Source organism: Devosia riboflavina (assembly GCF_000743575.1).
Lineage (GTDB): Bacteria > Pseudomonadota > Alphaproteobacteria > Rhizobiales > Devosiaceae > Devosia > Devosia riboflavina.
Window position 1 is genome coordinate 16,964 of the sequence record NZ_JQGC01000027.1, and the last position, 24,468, is coordinate 41,431.

At 62.2% G+C, this 24,468-nt stretch carries 21 protein-coding genes; 10 read left to right on the plus strand and 11 right to left on the minus strand.

Going from position 1 to position 24,468, the window contains the following annotated elements:
* Window positions 1-46: 46 nt before the first annotated feature.
* The 4 genes from JP75_RS20680 to rpiA form a co-directional block, all read right to left on the minus strand.
* Window positions 47-1,423 carry a class II 3-deoxy-7-phosphoheptulonate synthase gene (locus tag JP75_RS20680; protein WP_035086667.1) on the minus strand — a complete coding sequence of 459 codons (1,377 nt, stop codon included), beginning with the start codon at window positions 1,421-1,423 and terminating at the stop codon, window positions 47-49.
* Between the two features lie 81 nt (window positions 1,424-1,504).
* Window positions 1,505-2,881, minus strand: coding sequence for a glutathione-disulfide reductase (gene gor, locus JP75_RS20685; protein WP_152565938.1), 1,377 nt, complete (start codon window positions 2,879-2,881; stop codon window positions 1,505-1,507).
* A gap of 206 nt (window positions 2,882-3,087) precedes the next feature.
* Window positions 3,088-3,603 (minus strand): DUF2059 domain-containing protein, encoded by a 516-nt coding sequence (locus JP75_RS20690; RefSeq protein ID WP_035086572.1) that lies wholly within the window; start codon window positions 3,601-3,603, stop codon window positions 3,088-3,090.
* 32 nt (window positions 3,604-3,635) lie between these two features.
* Window positions 3,636-4,334 carry a ribose-5-phosphate isomerase RpiA gene (gene rpiA / locus JP75_RS20695; RefSeq protein ID WP_035086669.1) on the minus strand — a complete coding sequence of 233 codons (699 nt, stop codon included), beginning with the start codon at window positions 4,332-4,334 and terminating at the stop codon, window positions 3,636-3,638.
* 250 nt (window positions 4,335-4,584) lie between these two features.
* On the opposite strand from rpiA, the gene JP75_RS20700 reads away from it, so the two are divergent.
* Window positions 4,585-5,178 carry a L,D-transpeptidase gene (locus tag JP75_RS20700; RefSeq protein ID WP_425277300.1) on the plus strand — a complete coding sequence of 198 codons (594 nt, stop codon included), beginning with the start codon at window positions 4,585-4,587 and terminating at the stop codon, window positions 5,176-5,178.
* 122 nt (window positions 5,179-5,300) lie between these two features.
* A complete protein-coding gene (gene moaA / locus JP75_RS20705) occupies window positions 5,301-6,317 on the plus strand; it encodes a GTP 3',8-cyclase MoaA (RefSeq protein WP_035086573.1) in 1,017 nt (338 codons plus the stop codon).
* On the opposite strand, the gene JP75_RS20710 is transcribed toward moaA, so the two are convergent.
* Window positions 6,314-6,718 (minus strand): VOC family protein, encoded by a 405-nt coding sequence (locus tag JP75_RS20710; RefSeq protein WP_035086574.1) that lies wholly within the window; start codon window positions 6,716-6,718, stop codon window positions 6,314-6,316. The genes moaA and JP75_RS20710 overlap by 4 nt on opposite strands.
* A 4-nt stretch (window positions 6,719-6,722) precedes the next feature.
* A complete protein-coding gene (locus tag JP75_RS20715; protein WP_035086672.1) occupies window positions 6,723-7,202 on the minus strand; it encodes an Lrp/AsnC family transcriptional regulator in 480 nt (159 codons plus the stop codon).
* A 285-nt stretch (window positions 7,203-7,487) separates the two neighbouring features.
* On the opposite strand from JP75_RS20715, the gene JP75_RS20720 reads away from it, so the two are divergent.
* Together JP75_RS20720 and JP75_RS20725 are read left to right on the plus strand one after the other, a co-directional pair.
* Window positions 7,488-9,014, plus strand: coding sequence for a sensor histidine kinase (locus JP75_RS20720; RefSeq protein WP_051961042.1), 1,527 nt, complete (start codon window positions 7,488-7,490; stop codon window positions 9,012-9,014).
* 91 nt (window positions 9,015-9,105) lie between these two features.
* Complete coding sequence (locus tag JP75_RS20725) at window positions 9,106-9,723, plus strand: DUF6683 family protein (RefSeq protein WP_152565939.1); 618 nt, start codon at window positions 9,106-9,108, stop codon at window positions 9,721-9,723.
* Here JP75_RS20725 and cobT read toward each other — a convergent pair.
* On the minus strand, window positions 9,704-10,726 hold the full coding sequence (cobT, locus tag JP75_RS20730; RefSeq protein ID WP_035086577.1) for a nicotinate-nucleotide--dimethylbenzimidazole phosphoribosyltransferase: 1,023 nt from the start codon (window positions 10,724-10,726) through the stop codon (window positions 9,704-9,706). The two genes, JP75_RS20725 and cobT, sit on opposite strands and share 20 nt — an antisense overlap.
* Before the next feature lie 187 nt (window positions 10,727-10,913).
* Between cobT and JP75_RS20735 the strand changes: the two genes are divergently transcribed.
* Window positions 10,914-11,600: a retropepsin-like aspartic protease family protein gene (locus tag JP75_RS20735; protein WP_035086578.1), complete on the plus strand. Its 687-nt coding sequence runs from the start codon at window positions 10,914-10,916 to the stop codon at window positions 11,598-11,600.
* Here JP75_RS20735 and dusA read toward each other — a convergent pair.
* Window positions 11,597-12,619 carry a tRNA dihydrouridine(20/20a) synthase DusA gene (gene dusA / locus JP75_RS20740; protein ID WP_035086579.1) on the minus strand — a complete coding sequence of 341 codons (1,023 nt, stop codon included), beginning with the start codon at window positions 12,617-12,619 and terminating at the stop codon, window positions 11,597-11,599. The genes JP75_RS20735 and dusA overlap by 4 nt on opposite strands.
* Before the next feature lie 140 nt (window positions 12,620-12,759).
* Between dusA and JP75_RS20745 the strand changes: the two genes are divergently transcribed.
* The 3 genes from JP75_RS20745 to JP75_RS20755 all read left to right on the plus strand — a co-directional run bounded on the left by JP75_RS20745 (window position 12,760) and on the right by JP75_RS20755 (window position 16,094).
* The gene (locus JP75_RS20745; protein WP_035086580.1) at window positions 12,760-13,209 is read left to right on the plus strand and encodes a universal stress protein; all 450 of its coding nucleotides are present in this window, start codon (window positions 12,760-12,762) and stop codon (window positions 13,207-13,209) included.
* A 129-nt stretch (window positions 13,210-13,338) separates the two neighbouring features.
* Complete coding sequence (locus JP75_RS20750) at window positions 13,339-14,712, plus strand: FGGY-family carbohydrate kinase (protein WP_051961044.1); 1,374 nt, start codon at window positions 13,339-13,341, stop codon at window positions 14,710-14,712.
* Between the two features lie 71 nt (window positions 14,713-14,783).
* Entirely contained in the window at window positions 14,784-16,094 is a 1,311-nt protein-coding gene (locus JP75_RS20755; RefSeq protein ID WP_051961071.1) for an NAD(P)/FAD-dependent oxidoreductase, read from the plus strand.
* Here JP75_RS20755 and JP75_RS20760 read toward each other — a convergent pair.
* Both JP75_RS20760 and JP75_RS20765 read right to left on the minus strand, forming a co-directional pair.
* Complete coding sequence (locus JP75_RS20760; RefSeq protein WP_035086676.1) at window positions 16,078-16,995, minus strand: DMT family transporter; 918 nt, start codon at window positions 16,993-16,995, stop codon at window positions 16,078-16,080. The two genes, JP75_RS20755 and JP75_RS20760, sit on opposite strands and share 17 nt — an antisense overlap.
* 148 nt (window positions 16,996-17,143) lie before the next feature.
* Window positions 17,144-19,618: a beta-mannosidase gene (locus JP75_RS20765; protein ID WP_051961049.1), complete on the minus strand. Its 2,475-nt coding sequence runs from the start codon at window positions 19,616-19,618 to the stop codon at window positions 17,144-17,146.
* Between the two features lie 237 nt (window positions 19,619-19,855).
* Between JP75_RS20765 and JP75_RS20770 the strand changes: the two genes are divergently transcribed.
* Together JP75_RS20770 and JP75_RS20775 are read left to right on the plus strand one after the other, a co-directional pair.
* A complete protein-coding gene (locus JP75_RS20770) occupies window positions 19,856-21,838 on the plus strand; it encodes a putative bifunctional diguanylate cyclase/phosphodiesterase (RefSeq protein ID WP_084587836.1) in 1,983 nt (660 codons plus the stop codon).
* Between the two features lie 102 nt (window positions 21,839-21,940).
* Window positions 21,941-22,312, plus strand: coding sequence for a DoxX family protein (locus JP75_RS20775; protein ID WP_035086581.1), 372 nt, complete (start codon window positions 21,941-21,943; stop codon window positions 22,310-22,312).
* 102 nt (window positions 22,313-22,414) lie between these two features.
* Here JP75_RS20775 and JP75_RS20780 read toward each other — a convergent pair whose 3' ends face one another.
* Window positions 22,415-24,271 (minus strand): ABC transporter ATP-binding protein, encoded by a 1,857-nt coding sequence (locus JP75_RS20780; RefSeq protein WP_035086582.1) that lies wholly within the window; start codon window positions 24,269-24,271, stop codon window positions 22,415-22,417.
* Window positions 24,272-24,468: the final 197 nt, after the last annotated feature.

Here is a 24,468-nt window from a genome sequence, read left to right on the forward strand (position 1 = left end):
TAATGAACGCGCGGCCCTTATTTGGGTTCACCTATGGAGCCGGGAACTATTCCCCGGCAGCGCGGCGCTGAACGGGAGGCTTTTGCGAGTGCACTTCCTCGGCGACGAGGAAAGCCAATTCCAGCGCCTGGCTCGCATTGAGGCGGGGGTCGCAATAGGTGTTGTAGCGATCGGCCAGGGTGGTTTCGGTGACGGCCGAAAGACCGCCGACGCATTCGGTGACGTCGTCGCCGGTCATTTCGATGTGTACGCCGCCGGCATAGGTGCCCATTTCGCGGTGTACGTCGAAGAAGTTGCGCACTTCGGTGAGGACGCGGTCGAAGGGGCGGGTCTTGTAGCCCGTGGACGCCTTGATCGTATTGCCGTGCATCGGGTCACAGCACCAGACCACGGTGCGGCCGGCCTTCTGGACGGTCTCGATGAGACGCGGCAGGTGCTCGTGCACCTTTTCGGCGCCGAAGCGCGAAATCAGCGTGATGCGGCCGGCTTCGTCGGTCGGGTTAAGCCGATCGAGGAGGCGCAGGAGATCGTCACTGGCAAGGCTCGGGCCGCACTTGATGCCGACGGGATTGTGGATGCCGGCAAAGTATTCGACGTGTGCCGCGTCCGGCTGGCGGGTGCGATCGCCGATCCAGAGCATGTGGCCGGAGGTGGCGTACCAGTTGTTGGTGATGGAGTCGCGGCGGGTCAGGGCTTCTTCATAGCCGAGCAGCAGGGCTTCATGGCTGGTGTAGAAGCTCGTCTGCTTGAGGGCCGGGGTGTTTTCTGGATTGAGGCCGAGGGCTGCCATGAAGGTGATGGCGTCGTCGATCTTCTTGGCGACTTCCTCGAAGCGGACGTTCCAGTTGGACCCCTTCATGAAGCCCATGGTCCATTCATGGATGCGCGTCAGTTCGGCATAGCCGCCCATGGAGAAGGCGCGCAGCAGGTTGAGCGTTGCGGCCGACTGGCGATAGGCCTGCAGCATGCGGTCGGGATCGGGCACGCGGGCGGCTTCGTTGAACTCGATGGCATTGATGATGTCGCCGCGATAGCTCGGCAGTTCGACACCGTCGATGATTTCCGTATCGGCCGAACGGGGCTTGGCGAACTGGCCGGCGACGCGGCCGACTTTTACCACGGGCTTGGAAGCGCCGTGGGTCAGCACCACCGCCATCTGCAGGAAGACGCGGAAGAAGTCGCGGATATGGTCCGCGCCATGCTCGGCAAAGCTTTCGGCACAATCGCCGCCCTGGAGCAGGAAGGCCTCGCCGCGGGCTACGGCGGCGAGACGGCTCTTGAGTTCACGGGCTTCGCCGGCAAAGACCAGCGGGGGAAAGGTCGAGAGCTGGCGTTCGGCTTCGGCGAGGGCCGCCGGATCGGGATAGGCAGGAACCTGCTTGATCGGCTTTTCGCGCCAGCTATTGGGGGTCCACGTGGTCATGGTCATCTCGCTCACCCGGGGGCATCCTTGGGTGCGGGCGGTCTACCAAGCCACGCGGGCCCTGCCAAGGCCTAAGCAGGCCTAAGACGTCTTCTTGCCGTCGCGATAGGTGTAGCTCGGGGCCTTGAAGGTCACGAGTTCTTCGGCGGCGGACGGGTGGAGCGCGATGGTGCGGTCGAAATCGGCCTTGGTGGCGCCCATGCCGACGGCAATGCCGACGAGCTGGATCATCTCGGCAGCGCTGGGGCCGAGGATATGGACGCCGAGGACCTTGCCCTCGTCCTTCTCGGTGATGAGTTTGAGGACCATGCGCTCGGTCTTGGTGGACAGCGTGTTCTGCATGGGACGGAAACGGGCGACATAGACGTCGATGTCGCCATGGGTTGCGGCTTCTTCTTCGTTGAGGCCGACGACGCCGATTTCCGGTTCGCTGAAGACAGCGGTCGGGATGATCGAGTGGTCAACCGCCAGGGGCTTGTTGTTGTAGACCGTCTCGGCAAAGTACCAGCCTTCGCGGATGGCGACCGGGGTGAGCTGGGCGCGGCCGGTGACGTCGCCGACGGCATAGACCGAGGGCGCAGAGCTTTGCGAATAGGCGTCCACGGCAACGCTGCCGTCTTCGTTGAGTTTTACGCCAGCGGTTTCAAGGCCAAGGCCCCGGGTATTGGCGCGGCGGCCGGTGGCGAACATGACCGCGTCAAAGGGGGCGGTGACGCCATCGCTGAACGTGGCGTGGACGGCGTCGCCCATCTTGGCAAGGGAAGCGACGGTGGTCTGGTAGATCAGGCGCACGCCACGCGTCGTCAGGCCCGCTTCGAGGCCGATGCGCATGTCTTCGTCAAACCCACGCAGTACCCGCTCGCCGCGATAGATCAGCGTCGTATCGACGCCGAGGCCAGCGAAGATGGTGGCAAACTCCACAGCGATATAGCCACCGCCCTCGATAAGGATGGTCTTGGGCAGGGTCGGCAGGTCAAAAGCCTCGTTGGAGGTGATGCCGAATTCGGCGCCGGGAATATCGGGAATATGGGGGTGCGAGCCGGTCGCGATCAGCAGGCGCTCGGCTGTGAGTTCGCGGCCGGAACCCAGGAGCTTGATGCTATTGGGGCCGGTGACGACAGCGCGCTCCTTTATGATCTCTACGCCGGGCTTTTCGAGATTGGCGGTATAGGCCGCTTCGAGCCGGGTGATTTCCTTTTCCTTGGCCGCGACCAGGGTCGGCCAATCGAATGATGCATCGACCTGCCAGCCGAAGCTGGGAGCAAGATCGAACTGATCGGCAAAGCGCGAGGCATAGACATAGAGCTTTTTGGGGACGCAGCCGCGAATGACGCAGGTGCCGCCGACACGGAACTCCTCGATGATGGCCACCTTGGCGCCATAGGTCGCGGACATGCGCGCTGCACGCACGCCGCCCGAGCCGGCACCGATCACCAAGAGATCGTAGTCGTAAGCCATGTAAGTCCCCAAATCATTCATCGTCGTTTGACGATATATAGAGTTCGCGTGCCGTTTTCCCAAGCCCTGCTTCCGTCGTCATTGCCGGACAAGCCCGGTGGTAACGACGGATGGTAGACTCCGGCGCCCCGAGGCGGCGGCAAGCCATCGTTGACAAAAAAAGACCCCGCACAGTGGCGGGGTCAATGGTCGGCAGAGGCGATCGATCAGATTTCGACGTTCTGGGCGCGCAACTCGGCGCGGACCTTGGCGAAAAACTCGCGCTGCAGGTTATTGGTGAAGACCTGCATAACGCGCTGGAGATCAGTGTTCACCTCGGCATTGGCCTGGGCAAGCTTCTGGCCGGTGGGGGACTCATAGAAGGTCACGATGTCCTGCAGCTCTTCCATGGTGAAACGCAGGGCGTAGACGCGAGCAAACTGGTCGAGGAGTTCACCCTTGCGACCGCGATATTCCTCGATGACCTTGGTAATCGCTGCGTTGGTCTGCTCGACGATCTCGGGGTTCTGGGTGACGATCTGTTGCATAGTCTGCACACCGGTCTCTACGATCGTCACTTCGTAGATCGCGCTGCGGTCGGTCAGGTCGACATATTTGCGGGCTAGAGCAAGCTGCTCGGGAGCAACTTCCTGCGCAAAGGCGGGGGCTGCGAGGCCAATCATGCTGGCAGTCACCACGGTCGCGAAGATCGCCTTGGCGCCGCGCATAAAATCCCTGTTCATCCGGTTCCCCATCTGTCTGTTGCGGGCTGACGTCATTTGCCCTTGAGAAGTGTTTTTACGCCATCGGGCGCTGCCACATAAGCCTTGCTGCACATATTGAGAAAAAGTCCGTGCTGGACCACTCCCGGAATGTCGAGCAGATCGCGTGAAAGCGCTTCTGGCTGCGAAATGCGGCCAAAAAAAGCATCGAGGATCAGGTGTCCGCCATCGGTAAGGAAGACTTCGCCCTTGTCTTCACCGCGCAGCTTCAGCCCGCCTTCGGCCCCATGCGCCTTGATGACGGCATCGACGGCGTGGCGGGTGGCGCCGAGGCCGAAACGATTGACTTCGATGGGCAGCGGAAAGCGGCCGAGAGCCTCAACCACCTTGGTGCTGTCGGCAATCACGATCATGGCATCGGAAGCCGCCGCAACGATCTTTTCGCGCAGGAGCGCGCCGCCGCCACCCTTGATCAGGTTGAGATCGGCGTCGAGTTCGTCGGCGCCATCGACGGTGAGATCGAGACGGCCGAGGCGATCCAGGTCGGAAAGGGGTATGCCGAGGCTTTCGGCCTGGCGGGCCGTGACTTCGGACGTCGGCACGCAGATCACCTCGAGGCCCTGAGCGACCTTGCTACCGAGGAGGTCGACAAAGTGACGGGCGGTCGAGCCCGTTCCAAGTCCCAGGCGCATGCCGGGGCGAACATCTTCGATGGCTCGCGCCGCCGCTTCGCGCTTGAGATCTTCAGACATGGGCACCTCGTTCATCTACGAGCGTGATGCCGGGTCTCGGACCATGCTGTCAAGCCTGGCAAACCCGGCCGTTCACGCATTGGTGAATGGCTACTGTAGCGGCTCCGCAACACAATAAGGCATGGGTGCCACGGATGTGGCGAAAAGGTGACTGTTAACCCTTCTCGACTAAATTGCGGAAATGTAAATAGCGGCATTACTTGCGGTGATCGAATCATTGAGCCGCGTTCATTCAGAGGCCTGGAAGAGCATGAAGTTTATGAAAGCGGCTATGGCCGTGGTGCTGTCGATCCTGTTGGCGGTAGGCATGGCCGTGCCAAGCCAGGCCGCCCGCGTCTACAATCCCGATACCAATACCTGGGAAGAACCCTCCGTTGTAGCTACGCGCAGCCGCGGCGGCAGCCCGGTGAAGAAGCAGATCGTCGACTACGATAGCAATTATGCAGTCGGCACGATCGTTGTCGAAACCGGCGAGCGTCGCCTCTATCTGGTGCTTGAAGGTGGCAAGGCCATGCGTTACGGCATTGGCGTCGGCCGTGATGGCTTCACCTGGTCCGGCACCCACCGCATCACCCGCAAGGCCGAGTGGCCCGGCTGGACCCCTCCCCCGGCAATGCGCAAGCGCGTTCCCGACCTCCCGGCCTTCATGCCCGGCGGCCCGGACAATCCGCTCGGCGCCCGCGCCCTCTATATCGGTTCGACCCTTTATCGCGTGCACGGCACTTCGGAGCCGTGGTCCATCGGCCAGGCCGTCTCTTCGGGCTGCATCCGTCTGACCAATGACGACGTGACCGATCTTTACGAGCGCGTGAAGGTTGGCGCCCGCATCGTCGTCAATCACTAAGACCGACGAGAACAGAATTTGAAGAGGTCGCTTCGGCGGCCTCTTTTGTTTTGGCGACCTCAGTGCCTCAACATGCCGAGATCGCAATTCCAATTGGCGGCGTCTGCACTTACAATAGCGACATGAACGCGCCTTTCCTTCCGAACCGTCCGCTGATCGACCGCTATGGTCGGACCATCAGCTATTTGCGCATTTCGGTGACGGATCGCTGCGACTTCCGCTGCGTCTACTGCATGGCGGAGGACATGGTCTTCCTGCCAAAGAAGGACGTGCTGAGTTTCGAGGAAGTCGAGACGATCGCTTCGGCCTTTATTAGGCGCGGGACGACCAAGATCAGGCTGACCGGCGGCGAACCGCTGGTGCGGCGCGATATCATGGAGTTGGTACGGAGCCTTGGAGGCCGCATCGGGGCTGGGCTCGAAGAGCTGACGATTACCACAAATGGCAGCCAGTTGGCCAAACATGCCGAGGGCCTGTTCGCGGCAGGCGTGCGGCGGATCAATGTTTCGCTCGATACGCTCGATGAGGGGCGGTTCCGCGACATCACACGCCGCGGGCGCCTGCCCGATGTTCTGGCCGGGATCGAGGCGGCGCAGGCGGCGGGGCTTGCGATCAAGATCAACATGGTGGCGATGCGCGGCGTCAATGATGACGAGATCGAGCCGATGATGGCCTGGTCCCATGGTCGGGGCATGGGGCTGACGCTGATCGAAGGCATGCCGCTGGGCGAAGTCGGGATCGATCGCGTCGACAGCTACCTGCCGCTGCGGGAGCTGCATGATCGGCTGGCGCGGCGCTATACGCTGACGCGGCTCGACAAGCGCACAGGCGGCCCGGCGCGCTATGTGCATGTGGCCGAAACCGGCGGCATGCTGGGCTTCATCACGCCGATGAGCCACAATTTTTGCGAGAGCTGCAATCGGGTGCGGCTGACGGCGACAGGGCAACTTTTCCTGTGCCTGGGGCAAGAAGACCAGGTGAACCTGCGCGATGCGCTGCGTGACGGCGGGCTGGCGGCGCTCGACGCGGCGCTCGATCAAGCCATGCTGATCAAGCCGAAGGGCCATGATTTCGTGCTGGATCGCGGCAGTTCGGGCGCGCCGGCCGTGGCGCGCCATATGAGCGTGACGGGCGGCTAGCGCCCTTCGCCGCGCTCTACGAGTTCCACCAGAATGCCATCGGGATCGCGGACGAAGGCGAGTTGCTTGAGAAGCGTGGAATTGCGCGCCGGCCGTGGCCCTTCCACCGTCGGAAAGCCGGCTGCACCCAGCCGCGCGACGATCTCGTCCATGTCAGAGAAAGCGAAGGTGAGGTGCCGCAAGCCTGCTTCATGCAGCGGCACATCACGAAAGCGGTCGACCAACGCCGCTGATGGCGCAAACACTTCGAGCATGCCCGAGCCGGTATCGAGGAAGGCCAGTTCGCCGCGATCGGCGCTCTTGCGCAGCACGAGGCGCAACCCCAGGAGATCGCAGTAAAAAGCGATCGCCCGGTCCATGTCCGAGACGGTCATGCCGACATGTTCGAACCCAAGCAGCATGGCTTTACTTGTCGTCGTCCACGACGATGGCAAAATCGAGCGGCAGGGCCGTGGTATATTTGATCTGGCCCATGGCGAAGGCCGAGCTGACATCGGTCAGGTTGATCTTGCTGATCAGCCGCTTGTAGAAGGCGTCATAGGCCTGGATATCGGGCACGACGACGCGCATCAGATAATCGACATCGCCGCTCATGCGATAGAACTCCACGACCTCGGGGAATTCGTCGATGACGCCGGAGAATTTGCGCATCCAGGCTTCGTTGTGCTCGTTGGTCTTGACCGAGACAAAAACCGTCACGCCGACATTGACCTTGTTGGGGTCGAGCACGGCCACGCGCCGCTGGATGACGCCGTCTTCTTCCATCTTCTGGATACGCCGCCAGCATGGCGTCGTGGAGAGGCCAACCTTGCGGCCGATCTCGGCGACCGGCATGGTTGCATCTTTTTGTAGGAGCGTCAGTATCTTGCGGTCGATCTTGTCCAGTGCCATCAGGCCCTCTCTTTGAAATCAGATTTTTCTTATTGACGATTTTTGGGGCACGTACGCAGCGGAAACTGCCATATCAGCATTCGTGACGCAATAAAATTGCGTCACGCACTCGTATTATCACTGGTAAGGGAGGATTAACCAGGCACTGGCCCGTTTCGCATCGATCAAGCCGCGATCAAAGCTCGAATTTCACGGGGTGTTAACCACGCCTCGCCTAACTTCAGCACCGAGCGTTGCGATGGCCGTTGCCATTGCGTGAGTTAGTAATGAGTACCGTTCATGCCGTCTCAGCCGGCCAATACCGCGGACGTCCGCGCCCTCATGGGCCATGACGGCAAGCGCGCAGCCCAAAAGACCGTGCTCGAAGCACGCCAGAAGCTGACATCCAGCTCCGGCACGCGTGCAGAATTCGACTTCGAACTCATGCATGACTATGCCGAATCCCGGCGCGGGGCGGCCCTGCCCATGGCCGCGATCGTCGTCATTCTGGCGATCGTCTCCAGTTTCTGGGTGCCGGTGATCTTTTCGGCTTTCTGGGCCGGCCTGGTTATCGCCAGCCTTCTCGTCGTTGTGCTGGTCGCGAGCCGTTTCAGCGCCCAGGACCCGTCCAAGTTCAACGCATCGCGCTGGACCACGAGCTTTGTCGCGGCCGAAATCCTTTATGGTCTGGCGCTGTCGCTCCTCGCCCTTTCCACCATCGTCGCCAATCCGCATGACGTGGCGCCGGTGATGTTTGCCATGGTGCTGGTGAGCATCGCGGCCAATGCCATTGCGACCCATACCCTGCCCCCCGCCACGCTGATGAGCACGCTGCCGGTGACCATCACCGTCACGGCCAGCCTCCTGGCGCTGGGCGGCACGCTCAATTACACGCTGGCAGCGGTGACGGCGTGCGGCGAGATCTTTTTCGTTTTCCTGGCACGCCAGCTTTATGCATCGGACCTCGAGACCCTGTCGCACCAGTCGGAAAAGGACTCGCTGATCGCCGAGCTGGAAGAGGCGCGGCACATGTCGGACGAGGCCCGCCGTCATGCCGAGCAGGCCAATATCGCCAAGAGCCAATTTCTCGCGACGATGAGCCATGAGCTGCGCACGCCGCTCAACGCCATTATCGGCTTTTCCGAAGTGCTGAAATCCGAATTGCTCGGTACCCATCAGGTGCCGCAATACAAGGAATATGCCGGCGATATTCATGCCAGCGGCCAGCACCTGCTGAACCTGATCAACGAGCTGCTCGATCTCAGCCGTATCGAAGCCGGCAAATACGAGTTGCACGAAGAGGCCGTTTCGATCGTCGATATTGCCGACGATTGCCAGCGCATGATGCAGTTGCGTGCCAAGTCCAAGAGCATCGAACTGCAATTCAGCTATGGCGACAACCTGCCGAAAATCTGGGGCGACGAACGGGCCATCCGCCAGGTGGTGCTGAACCTCCTCAGCAATGCCATCAAGTTTACGCCCCAGCAGGGCAAGGTCTCGCTGGTGGTGACGCGCAGCGCCGATGGCGGGCAGCTCATTTCCGTCAAGGACAATGGCCCAGGCATTCCCGAGAACGAAATCGAGACGGTGCTATCGTCCTTCGGGCAGGGTTCGCTGGCGCACAAGACAGCCGAACAGGGGGCGGGTCTCGGCCTGCCGATCGTGCAGCGGATCATGGACCTGCATCAGGGCCGGTTCGACCTCTTCTCGAAACTGCGTTTCGGCACGGAAGTGATCGCCACTTTCCCGCGTGCCCGCGTCATGGATGCCCTGGCTCCGGTGACCGAGCGCCGCAACAAGCTCGAAATCTATTCGCAGGCTGGTTGATCGGGCCGCGGTCACGTCCCAAATTTGCCCTCATCGCGCGCTTCTCTGCGGCGATCGGGGGTATTTGCCTGTGAAACGACTTTTGGGCCTGTTGGCCGCTCTTATCTTGCTGCCGGGCCTGGCTTTGGCGCAGGACAATCCCGCTCCTGCCGCTCCCTATGATACCAGCTATCCGGCTTCGGCCGTGATCTCGGCGCGCATTCAGCGCCAGTTCCTCGACAATGTCCGCTGGAGCGTCAGCGCCGAGGCCCGGAACAATCTCGCAGCCGCCTTTGCCGAGCGCCCTGCCCTCGACATCTGGCAGGACCTTGTGGCCGCGGACGGGCTCAAGACTGGCAATGTCGTCGATGCCCTCACCGCCTATTGGGTGCTGAATTGGGTGACGGCCAATGCGCGCTACAATTTCAAGGTGGACAATGCGCCCATTCAGGCGCAGCTCCGGGCATCCATGGCGGCGGATGCGAACTTTCGCACGCTCAGCAATCTGCAGAAGCAGGAGATGGCCGAGGGCTATATCCTGCGCTTCCTCGTCGAGCACGCGGCGCTCAATGACGCCGTAGTGCGAAAAGATATCACAGCGCTGGGCAGGCTGGCGCTGGCCTCAGTGACGCGCTTCCGCCAGGAAATGGGTGTCGACCTGTTGGCGCTTGAGCCGGGCCCCGAGGGCTTTGCGCCCAAAGCGCGGCCGGCTAATCCAGCCGGCGACTGACCGAAGCGCTGTCGAAAGTCGCCATATTGGTGTGAAGATGCAGCGCGGTCTTGGCCAGCACAACGCCGAGCGCGGCGCCGGTGCCCTCGCCGAGACGCATGCCGAGATCGAGCAGCGGCGCCTTGCCTATGTGCTCGAGCACGCGGGCATGCGCGCCTTCGCTGGTGACATGGGCGAAGAGGCAATGGTCGATGGCTTCGGGATTGACCGCATGGGCGATTGCCGCGGCGGCGGTTGCCACATAGCCGTCGATAACAACCGGCACCTTCTGGTGGCGGGCAGCGATCAATGCGCCGAGCATGGCGGCGACTTCGCGGCCGCCGAGGCGGGCGAGGATTGCGAGGGGATGGTCGAGGCCTTCCTGGTGTAGCGCCAGGGCCCGGTCGATGGCGGCGATCTTGCGGGCATAGCCTGCATCATCGACGCCGGTGCCGCGGCCGGCCCAATCGGCGCCGGTACCGCCATAGAGGGCAGCGAAGATGGCGGCGGCGATGGTGGTATTGCCGATGCCCATTTCGCCGAGGCCGATGATGTCGGGCTTTCCGGCCACCGCTTCCATGCCATAGGCGATGGTGGCAGCGCACATCTGGTCGTCCAGTGCGGGTTCCTCTGTGATGTCGCCGGTGGGCAATTCAAGCGCGAGTTCGAAGACGCGGAGGTTGATTTCATGCAGGCCGCAAATCTGCGAAATGGCCGCGCCGCCATTGGTGAAATTGGCGACCATCTGGGCCGTCACTTCCTGCGGGAAGGCGGAGACGCCCTGGTCGGCGACGCCATGATTTCCGGCGAAAATGGTGACCATGGGATTTTCGAGGCGCGGCGTCTGGCGGTGTTGCCAACGGGCGAGGAATTCGACGAGCTCTTCGAGACGTCCGAGCGAGCCGGCCGGCTTGGTCAATTCGGCATCGCGGCGACGAACGGCGGCGACGGCGGCCTCGTCACCATCGGGCACGGCGGTCAGCAGTTCCACGATATCGGCAAAGGCAGGATTGAGCGCAGGCATGGGACGAGTCCGAGATGAGGCCAAGAGGTGCGGACTTGTTGCCCAGAATGGAGCCAATTGCAATTGAGCCGCCGCGCGGCGAAGCTGCGGCACTGTGACTGCCGCCATAGGACGGGCGCAAAGTCTTGAAATCGTGGCGCTCCGTCCCTTAATCGAAAGGGATCAGTGGTTGAGGGAAAGCAGAGACATGATCTTCATCGGCATTGCCCTGCTTGTAGCGGCCGGAATCGCCTTGATGATCTCGGCCGATGCCGGGAACCTGATCGGTCTCACCCAGACGCAGACGGCGCAACTGGTGCCGCTGGTCGTCATTCTCATCGTCTTTGCCGGTGGCGCCTTTGCGCGACGCCGGCAGGCGGCCGAATTGGTTGGGGCCCTGGTGCTCTGGGTCGGCATCTTTGCCGTGATCGGGGTTGGCTATGCCTATCGCGACGAATTGATGGGCGTGGTCGGCCGGGTGACCGGCGAATTGCGGCCGGGCGTTGCCGTGGTCGACAGCGAGCGCGGCACGGCGGTGTTCCGACGCGGTTTTGGCAGGCATTTCGAGATTGCTGCTACCGTCAACGGCCACACGACGCCGATGATTTTTGACACGGGCGCCAGTGCCGTGGTGCTGACGCGAGCGGACGCGGAGGCAGCAGGCATCGATCTATCCGAACTGCGCTATGCGATTCCGGTTTCGACGGCCAATGGCACCGGCATGGCGGCGCGGACGCGGCTCAAGACCATCGAGGTTGGCGGCATTTCGCGGCGCAATATTCCGGCTTTCGTGGCCGAAGACGGCGCGCTGGAAACGAGCCTACTGGGCATGACGTTTCTGGAAACGCTGGGCCGCTATAGCGTGACGCAAAACTCGCTGGAATTGCAGGACTAGCTCGCGACGGCTTCGGCGCGTTCTTCGACAACGGAGAGGGCGTGCATGAACACTTCCGGACCGGCCTTGGGTTTGCAGGCGTCGACGCTGAGGATCTGGCGGAACTGGCGGGCGCCAGGGCGGCCATTGGCGAGGCCGAGCATGTGGCGGGCGATGTTGTTGAGGCGCGTGCCGGTCTGCAATTGAGCTTCGGCATAATCGGCCATGGCCTCAATGATTTCGGCGAGGGTCAGCGTGGATGGTTCGTCGCCGAAAAGGCGCTGGTCGACTTCGGCCAGCATCATCGGATTGTGATAGGCGGCGCGGCCGAGCATGACGCCATCCATGTGCTGGAGGTGTTCGTCGATCTGTTCGAATGTCTCGATACCGCCATTGATCATCATCGGCAGGGGCGCGAGGCGCTGGCGCAGGCGATAGACGCGCGGATAATTGAGCGGCGGAATGGTGCGGTTTTCCTTGGGGCTCAGACCCTGGAGCCACGCCTTGCGCGCGTGGACATAGAGCGCGGCGACGCCGGCTTCGGCCATCTTGTCGGCGAAGCGATCGAGGCTTTCCTCGATGTCCTGATCATCGATACCGATGCGGCACTTTACGGTCACCGGCTTGTCCGTGGCCGAGCGCATGGCGCGGACGCACTCGGCGACCAGGTCAGGCTCGGCCATCAGGCAGGCGCCGAATTTGCCGGACTGCACGCGATCGGACGGGCAGCCGACATTGAGGTTGATTTCGTCATAGCCGTAGAGATCGCCCTGGCGGGTGGCGGCGGCGAGGTCGGCTGGGTCGGAACCGCCCAATTGCAGGGCGACGGGCTGCTCGGCGGGGTCGAAGCGCAGATGGCGCTCGGTATCGCCATGAATGACGGCGCCGGTGGTGATCATTTCCGTGAACAGCAGGCCGCGCCTGGTCAGCAGGCGGTGCAGGTATCTGCAATGCCTATCAGTCCAGTCAATCATCGGTGCAACGGAAAAGCGGCGGGCGGTCTCAAGCGAGACGTCCTGGCCGCGCCCCAGTTCGGTCATTGGCGCAATTTCATCTATCATTCGAAGGTGGCTCCAATAGCCCCTTCTCGCCCGGCGGGCAATGCCGGCGTGATCTGGATCAAAGTTCTGGCTGCCACGTTGTTCTATTGTGCGTCATCTTCAACGGGGGAATTTTCGCCATGTACTCGAACATCGTTTGCGCCATCGACGGCTCGGACCTCAGCACCAAGGCCTTCACCCATGCCATTGCCCTCGCCGGCAAGCTCGGCGCCAAGCTGACCGCCGTCACGGTGACCGAGCCTTCGATCATTATCGCGCCGGGCGCGGAAATGATGATGGTGGATACGTCGAGCATTCTTGAAGAACTCGACAAGGCCAAGGCCGAATCCGCCAAGGGCGTGCTGGAGGACGCGACCAAGCTCGCGAGTGCCGCGGGCATTACTCTTGCGACCCAACATCTGCCGGACCTGCCGGCGGCGGAAGGCATTATCAAGCAAGCCAAGACCATTGGCGCCGACCTGATCGTCATGGGTTCGCATGGCCGTCGTGGGCTCGGTCGGCTGCTGCTTGGTTCGCAGGCGGCGGAAGTTCTGGCGCATGCCGAAATTCCAGTGCTGATCATCAAATAGCGCGACTTCGGCGGTTCGTCCTTTCGGAAAACCGGCGCCCGCTATTCCGCGCGAAGCGCTAACATGTCAGCTATGGCGCGATGCCGGATTTTCCGCTATGGGCCGGTATCCCAAGAAGAGCGTCGCGCCATGACCCAGTCCCTGCCCCGCCATATCGCCGTGATCGATATCGGCAAGACCAATGCCAAGGTCGTGCTGATCGATGCGGCGAGCGAAGCGCTGCTGGGCTCGCTCAGCCAGCCCAATAACGTGCGGCGCGATGCCCCCTATCCGCATGCCGATGTCGAGGGCCTTTGGGATTTTATCCTGTCGAGCCTGAGTGAATTGCATCGCGAGCACGGGATCGACGGCATTTCCATCACCACGCATGGTGCCACGGCTGCGCTGATGGCGGGCAATCGGCTGGCGCTGCCGGTGCTCGATTATGAATATGATGGCCCGGACTCTTCGGACGAAGCCTATGACCGCGCGCGCCCTCTCTTTGCCGAGACGCTGTCGCCGCGCCTGCCCAATGGGCTCAATCTCGGCGCACAGATTTTCTGGCAATCGCGGGCTTTTCCCGAAGACTTCGCCAAGGTCACCGCTATCCTGACCTATCCGCAATATTGGGCCTGGCGCCTGACCGGCATTCTCGCCAGCGAAGTGACCTCGCTCGGTTGCCATACCGATCTCTGGGCGCCGGACAAGGGCGACTTTTCGTCCATGGTCGATGCGCAGGGCTGGCGAGCTTTCTTTCCGCCGATCAAGCCGGCAGCCTCGGTGCTCGGACCGATCCTCAACAATCTTGCCGACTATACCGGGCTGCCGGCCGGCACGCCGGTGACCTGCGGCATTCATGATTCCAATGCCTCGCTGGTTCCGCATCTGGGCCGGCAGGAAGCGCCCTTCACCATCCTTTCGACCGGCACCTGGGCCATCGCAATGACGGTGGGTGGCGATACGGCAAAGCTCGATCAGGCACGCGATAGCCTTGCCAATGTCGATGCCTTTGGTCGGCCCGTGCCAACGGCGCGCTTTATGGGCGGGCGCGAATTCGACACCATCGTGCGAGAGATCGTGCCCCCCAGCGAGGCGGACATTGCGGCCGTGATCGAGCGAGATGTGCAGGCGCTGCCGACTTTTGCGCCGGGCGTTGGTCCCTTTGCCAATGGGCGGGGCCGTTGGACGGTGGCGCCGGAAGACCTGACGGACGAGGAGCGTACGGCTGCGGCGTCGCTTTATCTGGCGCTGGTGGCGCGCGAATGCCTCGATCTCTGTGGGCTGGGCAAGAGCATCACCATCGAGGGGCCGCTGGCGCGCAATGCGCTGTTTGGTGCGGCGCTGGCGACGCTCGCCGGGCGGCCGGTGCATGCCTCCGGAGATGGGACGGGCACCAGCCTTGGGGCGAGCCTGCTGTTTGGCGGAAAGGCCGCGCATGAGCAGCACGATAGCCCGATGGCGCCGCTGGCCCATCCGGGCTTTGCCGAATATGCGCGGCGCTGGCGGGAACGCGCGAAGGCCTAGACCTTCGGCTGAGATGCATTGACGGCAGGCAATTGGTATCCCATGTCTGGGGCACAGATATGGAGGCCGACATGGCAACGCCCAAGCACCGCATCGTCATCATTGGCGGGGGCTTTGGCGGTATAGCGGCGGCGCAGGCGCTGGCGCGCGCCGATGTCGAAGTGCTGGTGATCGACCGGCGCAACCATCACCTCTTCCAGCCCCTGCTCTATCAGGTCGCGACAGCCTCGCTGAGCCCGTCGGAAATTGCCTGGCCGATCCGCCATATCCTGCGCAAACAGCGCAATACGCGGGTGATCATGGCGACTGTGACCGGGATCGACACGGCGAACCGGCAGGTGCTGATCGAGGATGGTGCGCCGGAGCATTATGATAGCCTGATCATCGCGACGGGCGCGCAACACGCCTATTTCGGCAATGACCAATGGGAAGAGTTCGCGCCGGGGCTGAAGACGCTCGAGGACGCCACCGCCATCAGGCGAAAGCTGCTGTTGGCCTTCGAGGCGGCGGAGCGGGAATTCGATCCGCGCAAGCGCCGGGCGCTGCTGACCTTTGCCATTATCGGGGCCGGGCCGACGGGCGTGGAAATGGCCGGGGCGATCAGCGAACTGGGACGGGCGAGCTTGGCCGGGCAGTTTCGGACGATTGGGCCGGAGGATTTGCGGGTGGTGTTGATCGAAGGGGCGGACCGGGTACTGCTCAATTTCAGGCCCGAGCTTTCGGCCTATGCGCTGAAGTCGCTCGACCATCTCGGTGTCGAGGTCGAGCTTGGACAGATGGTCAAGGCGGTCGATGAGGACGGGGTGACTTTCGGCGAAAAGCGGCTGGCGACCAAGACTGTCATCTGGGCGGCGGGTGTGGCGGCATCGCCTGCGGCCAAGTGGCTGGGCGTCGAAGCGGATCGGTCGGGGCGGGTGAAGGTGGAACCGGACTTGTCTGTGCCGGGTCATCCCGAGATTTTTGTGGTTGGCGATACGGCCAGCATCATCAAGCCCGATGGCAAGCCGGTGCCGGGTGTCGCTCCGGCGGCCAAGCAGGCGGGAGCGCATGCCGCTCGCGCTGTGCTGAAGCGGCTCGCGGGTGACAGTGGGAAACAGCCCTTTGCCTACAATCATGCAGGCGATCTCGCGACCATCGGCAAGCAGGCGGCGGTGATCGATTTCGGCCGGCTCACGCTCAAGGGCTGGTTTGCCTGGTGGGTATGGGGCATTGCCCATATCTACTTCCTGGTTGATGTGAAGAACCGCATCTTCGTGGCCATGAGTTGGCTCTGGATTTATCTCACCGGGCAGCGCAGTGCGCGGCTCATCACCCATGGACTGGCGCCGTCGGTGGAGCCGCTCAAGGAAATCGAGCAGGAAGCGCCTAAGCCGGCTCGTTGACCGGGGTGACGTCGACCTTGGAAAGCTGGCGCTCGCGCAGCCAGATATAGAGGCCGCTCAGGATGATGATGGTGGCGCCGAGGATGAACCACTTATCGGGCGGCTGGTTGAAGATCAGCCAGCTCGCAATCGAGAGGTAGAGCAGGCTGAGATAGCTGAACGGGGCAAGGATGGCCGGGGTGGCGAAGCGATGGGCCACCGAATTGAGGAAGTGTCCGCCGAGCCCCGCAGCACCCATGATGAGAAACGCGATCCAGGAAATCGGTTGTGTCGGCCAGACCCAATCGGTGAAGGCAATGGGCGCGAGGAGAATGACCGGGGTGGCACCGGCAAAGAACTGCTGGGTGGAGGCGCTGTCGACGCCCGCCAGTTTGCGGGTGAGAATGGAGAACAGCGCCAGGAAGAGAGCGGCGCCCACACTCAGCAAAGCGGTTGGCTGGAAGGCCTCAGAGCCGGGGCGTACGATGATCAGGATGCCGATAAAGCCGACGCCGATGGCGAGCCAGCGGCGCCAGCCGACCGTGTCGCCCAAAAGCGGACCGGACAGGGCGCAGATCAGCAGAGGCGAGGTAAAGAGGATGGCGCTGGTGACCGTGAGCGGCAGATAGCGCATGGAGAGGAAGTTAAGTCCGGTCGTCCCGAGGAGACAGAAGCCGCGGAGGACTTCGAGCTTCCAGTTATTGCTCTTCAGCAGGTTGATGCCGCTAACCGGCAGGAAGAGCAGCAGCAGGAGCGCCAGATGCATGCCATAGCGCATGAAGACGATCTGCGTCGTCGCCATGCCTTCGATCGACAGCCACTTGGCCGAAATGTCGAGGACAAGCAGCACAAGCTGGGACGCCAGAACGAGGGCAATGCCGAGATTGGCGCGGCTTTCGATGGGGGAGACCGGAGAAGCCATCAGACGCATCCGTATCCGGCAAGGAACAAAGGCGTGCCGAGAATACGGGGGCGAAACATGGCTGGTCCGGGTCGAAATAAAAGGCGGTCCCGCACCGATGCGCGATGGGGACCACCAAGTCAATGCACTAGTATGGAAGTAGTGCCATTCAGAAGGTCTCCGCCAGATTGCGCACGGAGAGCGAGGCGGAGAGATCGGAAGCGGTGACCGCTGCGCCGTGGCGCGGAATGAAGGTCAGTTCCACGGGGCGGCCGGGCAGAAGGGTGACCGCATTGTCGGAGAAATAGCCGGGCACATTGACCGAGGCCGTGGCGAAGAAGGCGGGCTTGTCGCTTGAGAGCGTCAAGACGGCTTGGCCATCCCGATCCGACCAGGAGGAGGAGATGGTGGGCTGCACCAGCTCGTAGGCCTTGTAGGGTTTGGGGAAATAGTCGTTTTCGCCGAGGATCGCGCCGGATGCATCCTTCCAGACGAAGAACAGGAATTCGTCGTCAGTGAGGTCGGCGGCGGCGATAGTCGTGACGCTAATGGCGGCGTCGGCACTGATGGCGCTGTTGCCGGAGAAGAAAGCACGGCTTTCGCCGGTGACTTTTGCGGCAGTGACTTCGAGCGCGATCGAGATCGGGCGGCCGGTATCGTTGATGGCGCGGAGGGCGATTTCGGAGCCGTCGGCGTTCGGCACGGCCACGACGTTGACGAGGCGGAAGAAGCGTCTGGCCATGTGGTGCATCAGCTTCCACTGCCCGCCGTAATCCAGGCTCGACCAGCTCGCCACCGGCCAGATGTCGTTGATCTGCCAGTAGAGCGTGCCCATGCAGCGCGGCTTGGTGGAGCGCCAGTATTCGATGGCGGTCTTGATGGCGAGGCCTTGCTGGATCTGGGACAGGAAGACCATCTGATCGAAATCGCGCGGGAAGCGGAAATAGCGCGTCATCGTCTCGATGATGCGGGCATTGCCGCCATTGTTGCGCTGGTGGTTTTCCATGACCGGCGAGGACGGATTGCGGTCCTGTTCCTCGGCGAAGGTCTCGATGACGTTCATGGAGGTGAAGGACTGGAAACCGAATTCGGAGGCGAAGCGCGGATTGACGGTGCGGTAGGCGTCAAAGCTCTTGGCCGAGTGCCAGACGTCCCAATAGTGGAGGTCGCCGCGGGTGTCGGAGTGCCAGCCGTCGGAGAAATCCATGTAGCCCAGCGAGGGCGAAGACGGCCAGAAGCGGCGGGACGGGTCTTCGTCCTCGACGATCCGGTGCAGCATGGAATTGAGCCGGTCGTAATTGGCGATGTAGCGCTCTTTTTCAGCGCGGGTTTCGGGATACCAATTGAGCGAACCGATCACCTCGTTGTCGCCGCACCAGAGGGCGATGGAAGCATGATGGCTGAGGCGGCGGACCTGCTGGGTGATTTCGGTTTCGACCGAGGCTAAGAAGTCGCGGTCGGACGGGTAGCTCATGCAGGAGAACATGAAATCGTGCCAGAGCAGGATGCCGAGCTCGTCGCAAAGCTCGTAGAAGTAGTCCGGCTCATACTGACCACCGCCCCAGATGCGGAGCATGTTCATGTTGGCGGCTTTGGCGCTCTCCAGGAGGTCGCGAATGACCGCCGGAGTGATGCGCGAGGGAATGGCGTCGGCCGGAATCCAGTTGGCGCCCATCATGGTGATGTCGCGGCCATTGATGCGACACTTGAAGGTGTGGTCGATCTCGTCCTTCTCGATGATCCACTCCAGCTTGCGGAGACCGATCTTGCGGGTCGTGACTTCGCCTTCAAGGTTGGTGGTCAGCTCGTAGAGCGGCTGGGCGCCCTGCCCGGCTGGCCACCAGATCTTGGGGTTCTGGATCGTCACGTTGTGCGTGAAGACGTTTTCGCCCTTCTGGACCACAACCTTGTCGGTGATGATCTGGCCGTCGATCCTGTGTTCAAGTTCAGCCTCGCCATGGGCGAAGGCGAAGACGCGCGTCTTGATCGAGAGTTCGACCGTGTTGGCGCCATGGGTCTGCTCGACTTCGACGCTATCCTGGCGGGCGAGGCGCGATTTGCGAAGGCTCATCGTGCCATAGACGCCGACGGGCATGGTGCAGATGCCCCAATCCCAACCCGCATGGCAGGCCGCCTTGCGGATGAAGTTCATGTGGATGCCCTTCAGGCCATTGGTCTGGTAATTGTAGGTGAAGGGGATCGGGAAGGGGTGCGCGTCGGAGCGGGCCTTGGCGACGTCGGGCGCCACGCCGAACTCGATGCGCAGGCTGTTCTCGCCCTGATGCACCTTGCCGGTGACGTCGATGTCGTGGCGGACGAAGCTGTTGTCGGTGCGGGCGACGACTTCGCCATTGAGGAGGATGGTCGCGATGCAGTCGACTTCCGAGAGAGTCAGCGTCAGGTAGCCGTTGATATCGGCGCCGGAAGCGTCGAAGCGGCGCTCGACATGCCATTCCGTCTCGCCGACCCACATGACGACCTTTTCGTTCTCGCCGAAATAGGGATCGGGGATGAGATCGGCGGCGAGGAGCGCGCCATGGACGTCGCCCGGCAGGGTGATCGCGGTCGTGATATCGCGCGACGGGGCGGTGAGGCCATAGGCGCCGCTGAGATCAAGCGCGGTGTTGAAGCTTGGAATAGTCAAGTCGTCCTCCTGCCAGCCGCGGCCGGCACCTCTGGCAGTCGCAAATCAACTACCGAAATCGATTTCGGAGGCGTTTGTAGCGGGAAGCGCGTCGCCTTCCAATGGGCCAAAAAGGGTTTTTTGCGGCCTGTTGCATCGTTGCGAATGCCAAATTTGCTGCTTGAGGGCTCTGCTGACGTAGATTTACTGATCTATTAGGAAATCTAGGCTTAGGCTTGTCATACAAAGGGCAGTGCCATGTCAGTATTCCGGCGCCTGGGCCGTGTCATTTTTGAATCTCCGGGGTCGGCAGAACTGTCGCTGGCCCAATGGCACGCACTTAGGCGCCAGGTGCCGCTGATGTACGCCATGTTGCTGGCCAATATGGTCATCCTGGCGGCGACGCACTTTTCGAGCGCACCAAAATTCCTGACGATCCTGGTTCCCTGCGTGATGATCGCGCTTTGCGCGACGCGGGTGCTGCGCTGGGTGGGCAGCGACAGCGCGACAATCACGCCGGAGCGAGCCAACCGCGACATCAGGGCCATGGTGATCCTCGGTCCGCTCATCGCCATCGGCTTTGCCGGCTGGGCATTGAGCCTTTACCCCTATGGCAGCCCGCCGCAGCAGGCGCACATTGCCTTCTTCATGGCGATCACCACCATCGGCTGCATGTTCTGCCTGCTCAATGTGCGCAAGGCGGCCGTGGCGATCAGCGCCTGCGTCCTCATTCCTTTCACGGGCTTCTTTGTTCTGACCGGACAGCCGGTCTTCATTGCCATTGCGCTTAACATGGTCGTGGTGACGGTGGTGCTCACCACCATTCTTCTCGACAATTATCGCGACTTTACCGGGCTCGTCGCCTCGCGCCAGGAAATGGCGCGCCGGCAAGAGCAGACACAGCAACTGCTCGACGAAAACCACCGCCTCGCCTGGCTCGACAGCCTGACGGGCGTGCCCAATCGTCGCTCGTTCCAGAAGGAACTGGCGCGGGCGCTGGAGGAAGCAAAGGCGGACGGCAAGACCATCGCCGTAGCGCGGCTCAACCTCGATCGCTTCAAGGCGGTCAACGAGGTGTTCGGGCAGATTGCCGGCGACCGGGTCTTGATCGAGGTGGCACAGCGGATCGATGTCCATCGCCCGTTTTCGTCCTTTCTCGCCCGCCTCGACAGCGACAATTTTGCGCTGATCCTGACGGAGAATTCCTCGGGACCGAGCCTCGAAAAGCTCGGCCAGCGGCTTTGCGAGGCCATTGCGCGGCCGATCAAGCTGCCGCTGGGCACAACGCATGTCACCGCTTCCATCGGCTTTGCCGCATCGGGACCCGAGGACACGCTGGAAACGCTGTTCGACCATGCCGACTATGCAGGCCTGCTTGCCAAGCGGGACGCGCGCGGCGGCACCATGGTCTTTTCCGCCATCGATGCGCATGACCTCAGGCAGATCCGGCGCATGGAGCATCTGCTGCATACGGCCGATCTCGACGAAGAGATCTATATCCTGCTGCAGCCGCAATTCGACATCGCCATCGGCGAGACGACGGGTTTTGAAGTCCTGGCGCGCTGGCGCAGTCCGGTCCTCGGGGAAATATCGCCTGCCGAGTTCATTCCCATGGCCGAACGCATGGGCCTGATCGGGCGGATCACCCAGGTCGTGTTGCGCAAGGCCCTGGCGATCAGCGAGAAACTGCCGCGGCGCATGCGCCTTTCGGTCAATCTATCGGCCAATGACATCGGCTCGCCTGCCGCCATCGACGCCGTCATCGCCCAGGTCGAGGCGGCGCCGCGTCCGAGCCGGGTCGATTTCGAAATCACCGAAACCGCCATCATGCGCGATCTCGACCACGCCAAGGAGGCGCTATCGCGCCTGCTCGGGCTTGGCGCGCGGATTGCGCTCGACGATTTCGGCACCGGGCATTCGAGCCTCACCCATGTGCAGCGATTGCCGCTGCATCGCATCAAGATCGATCGCAGCTTTGTGGCCGAAGTGACGAGCGATCCGACGAGCCGCGCCATCGTCAAGACCATGGTCGATCTCTGCCGGAACCTGGGCATGTCCTGCGTTTTCGAGGGCATCGAGACCGAGGCGCAGCTTGAAGCGCTTGCCGGGCTCGGTGGCACGGTCATGCAGGGCTATCTCTTCGGGCGGCCGATGCTGCCGGACCAGGCGCTGGCTCATGCCGAGCAAAGCGATGCGGGTTGGCGCCCGGAACACAGCCAGCGCTTTGGCGCGGTAAGCTGACACCGGCAACGATTCTTCGCCCGCGCCTGTCGAAATCCGGCCCATTGCTTCGTCGTCAAAGCGAACGGACATTATCGGGTCCAGGGAACAAGGCAGGGCAAAATGATCAGGACAGGTTGGGTATTGAGCGCGCTGGTGACGCTCTTTCTTCTGGGCGCTTCGGCGGCGCCGAAACTCATCAATTCACCGCTGGCGCTGGAACCCCTCGAAGTGGTGGGCTGGCCGGCAAAATATCTTCTGCTGATCGGGATCATCGAGGTTGTGGTCGCCGTGCTCTATATCATTCCGCGCACGGCGCTGCTGGGCGCGGTGCTGATGACGGCATTGCTCGGGGCGGCGCTGGCGGCGAACCTGCGGGTCGACAATCCGCTTTTCAGCCATACGCTGTTCAGCATCTATCTCGGCACTTTCGCCTGGGTGGCGCTGTGGCTGCGTGAGCCGAAGCTGCGAGGAAGGTTTCCGATCGTGCGCTAGCTCAAAAGTGGTCCCCCGTCGGCGGCGAGATGGATTCCCGGCAATGACGACGGTGGGGTATCCAAGACGAAGAAGGCCCGGTCGATTAACCGGGCCTTTTCCTTATTGCGCCGCTTCCAGGTCGAGGAAACCGCCGGACTGGCGTTCCCAGAGCATGGCGTAGTGGCCGCCGGAGGCGAGGAGTTGGGCGTGGGTGCCCTCTTCCACAATCCGGCCCTTCTCTAGCACCACGAGCCGGTCCATGGCCGCGATGGTCGAAAGGCGGTGGGCGATGGCGATCACCGTCTTGCCCTGCATGAGCATGGTGAGTTGCTCCTGGATGGCCGCTTCCACTTCGGAGTCGAGAGCGGAAGTGGCTTCGTCGAGCACCAGGATCGGCGCGTTCTTGAGGAGGACGCGGGCGATGGCGACGCGCTGGCGCTGACCGCCGGAGAGCTTTACGCCGCGTTCGCCCACATGGGCATCATAGGCCTTGCGGCCCTGCGGATCGGAAAGACCCATGATGACATCGTGGACATTGGCCTGTTCGGCCGCCCGCATCATTTCCTCGTCGGTCGCCGACTGGCGGCCATATTTGAGGTTTTCGCGGACGGAGCGATGCAGCAGGGACGTATCCTGGCTGACAAGGCCAATGGCGGCGCGGAGGCTTTCCTGGGTCACCGAGCGAACGTCGTGCCCGTCGATCCGGATGGAACCGTCCTGCACGTCGAACATGCGCAGGGCAAGGTTGACCAGGGTCGACTTGCCCGAGCCAGAGCGGCCGACGAGGCCGATCTTCTCGCCGGGCTTCACCGCAAGGCTGAACTCGTCGATGACCGAGCCTTCTTTGCCGCGCCAGTAGTTGAAGCTGACATTGTCATAGGTCAGCTCGCCCTTGGTGACGGCGAGAGGCTTGGCTTCCGGAGCGTCCAGCATGGTCAAGGGCTGGGCGATGGTGTCCATCGAGTCCCGCGTCGTGCCGATCTGGCGGAAGATGTTGGAGCCGATTTCGAGGATCCAGCCGCTCATGTTCATGATCTGCAAGGCGAAGGGAATGGCCGTGGCCACCGCCGCGGCGGTGAGCGTGCCATTGTTCCAGCCGGAGAGGGCAAGCCAGGTGACCGAGACTACGAGGCCCGCGTTCAGCAGGAAGAGGATCGACCACATATAGGTGAAGACCCGCATGAGCTTGCGGAAGCTGATGGCGTGATCGAGCACGCTATCGGCCACGTACTTGTCCTCGTGCTCGCCCGAAGCAAAGGTCTTCAGTGTCTGGATATTGGTGTAGCTGTCGACGATGCGACCGGTCATCACCGATTTGCTCTCCGAAAGCTCCTCGGAATAGCGGGCGATAAGCGGCATGGTGATCGAGAAGAGCACCGCATAGAGCAGCAGCCAGACACCAATCGGCACCAGCAGCACCGGGTCGAGCTGGGCCAGGACGACGATGGCCACGACGACGAAGACCAGGGCGTACCAGGCCGCGTCGATGGTGAGGTTGACGCCGATTTCGATGGCTTCACCGGCCTGAATGACCTTGTTGGCGATGCGGCCGGCAAAGTCGTTCTGGAAGAAGGTCCAGCTTTGCCGGATGACGTGCCAATGGCTTTGCCAGCGGACGATGTCGACGAGATTGGGGACGATGCCGTGATTGCGCACCAGCGTGTCGAGCACGAAGGTCAGCGGCCGGACGAGAACCACGACGAAGATCATCCAAAGGAAGGTCTGGCCGTGAAGATCGAAGATCTCGCCGGGATTTGTGGTCGCCAGCATGCCCACCACCATGCCGACGAAAACCGGCATCAGCGCATCGGCGATGGAGCCGATCGCGACGAGGCCGATGCGGATGGCAAAGGCGGCTTTGAACTGGGCGACGAAGTAGGTGACGAAGGCCCGGAGCCCCATGGGCGGCTGGCGATTTTTGGCCAGCGCGACGGGCGAATAGAGATTGTCGAAGAAGTCGATGACGCGGTTGAACATTTTCTGCTCATTGTCTTGAGCCGCGCCTGAAAGAACCTTTTCAGTCGGTTCGTATCAGGTTCGGTGCCTATCGGTGGGTTTGGGTTGGCTGGGGGCAAATGCACCGGGCTGATTGCCTTCATGTCGCGTCATAATGATATCTCCCATTTGGGATCTCCTTCGTGTCTCTGGTTTCCTTCTCCCCTTGCGGGAGAAGG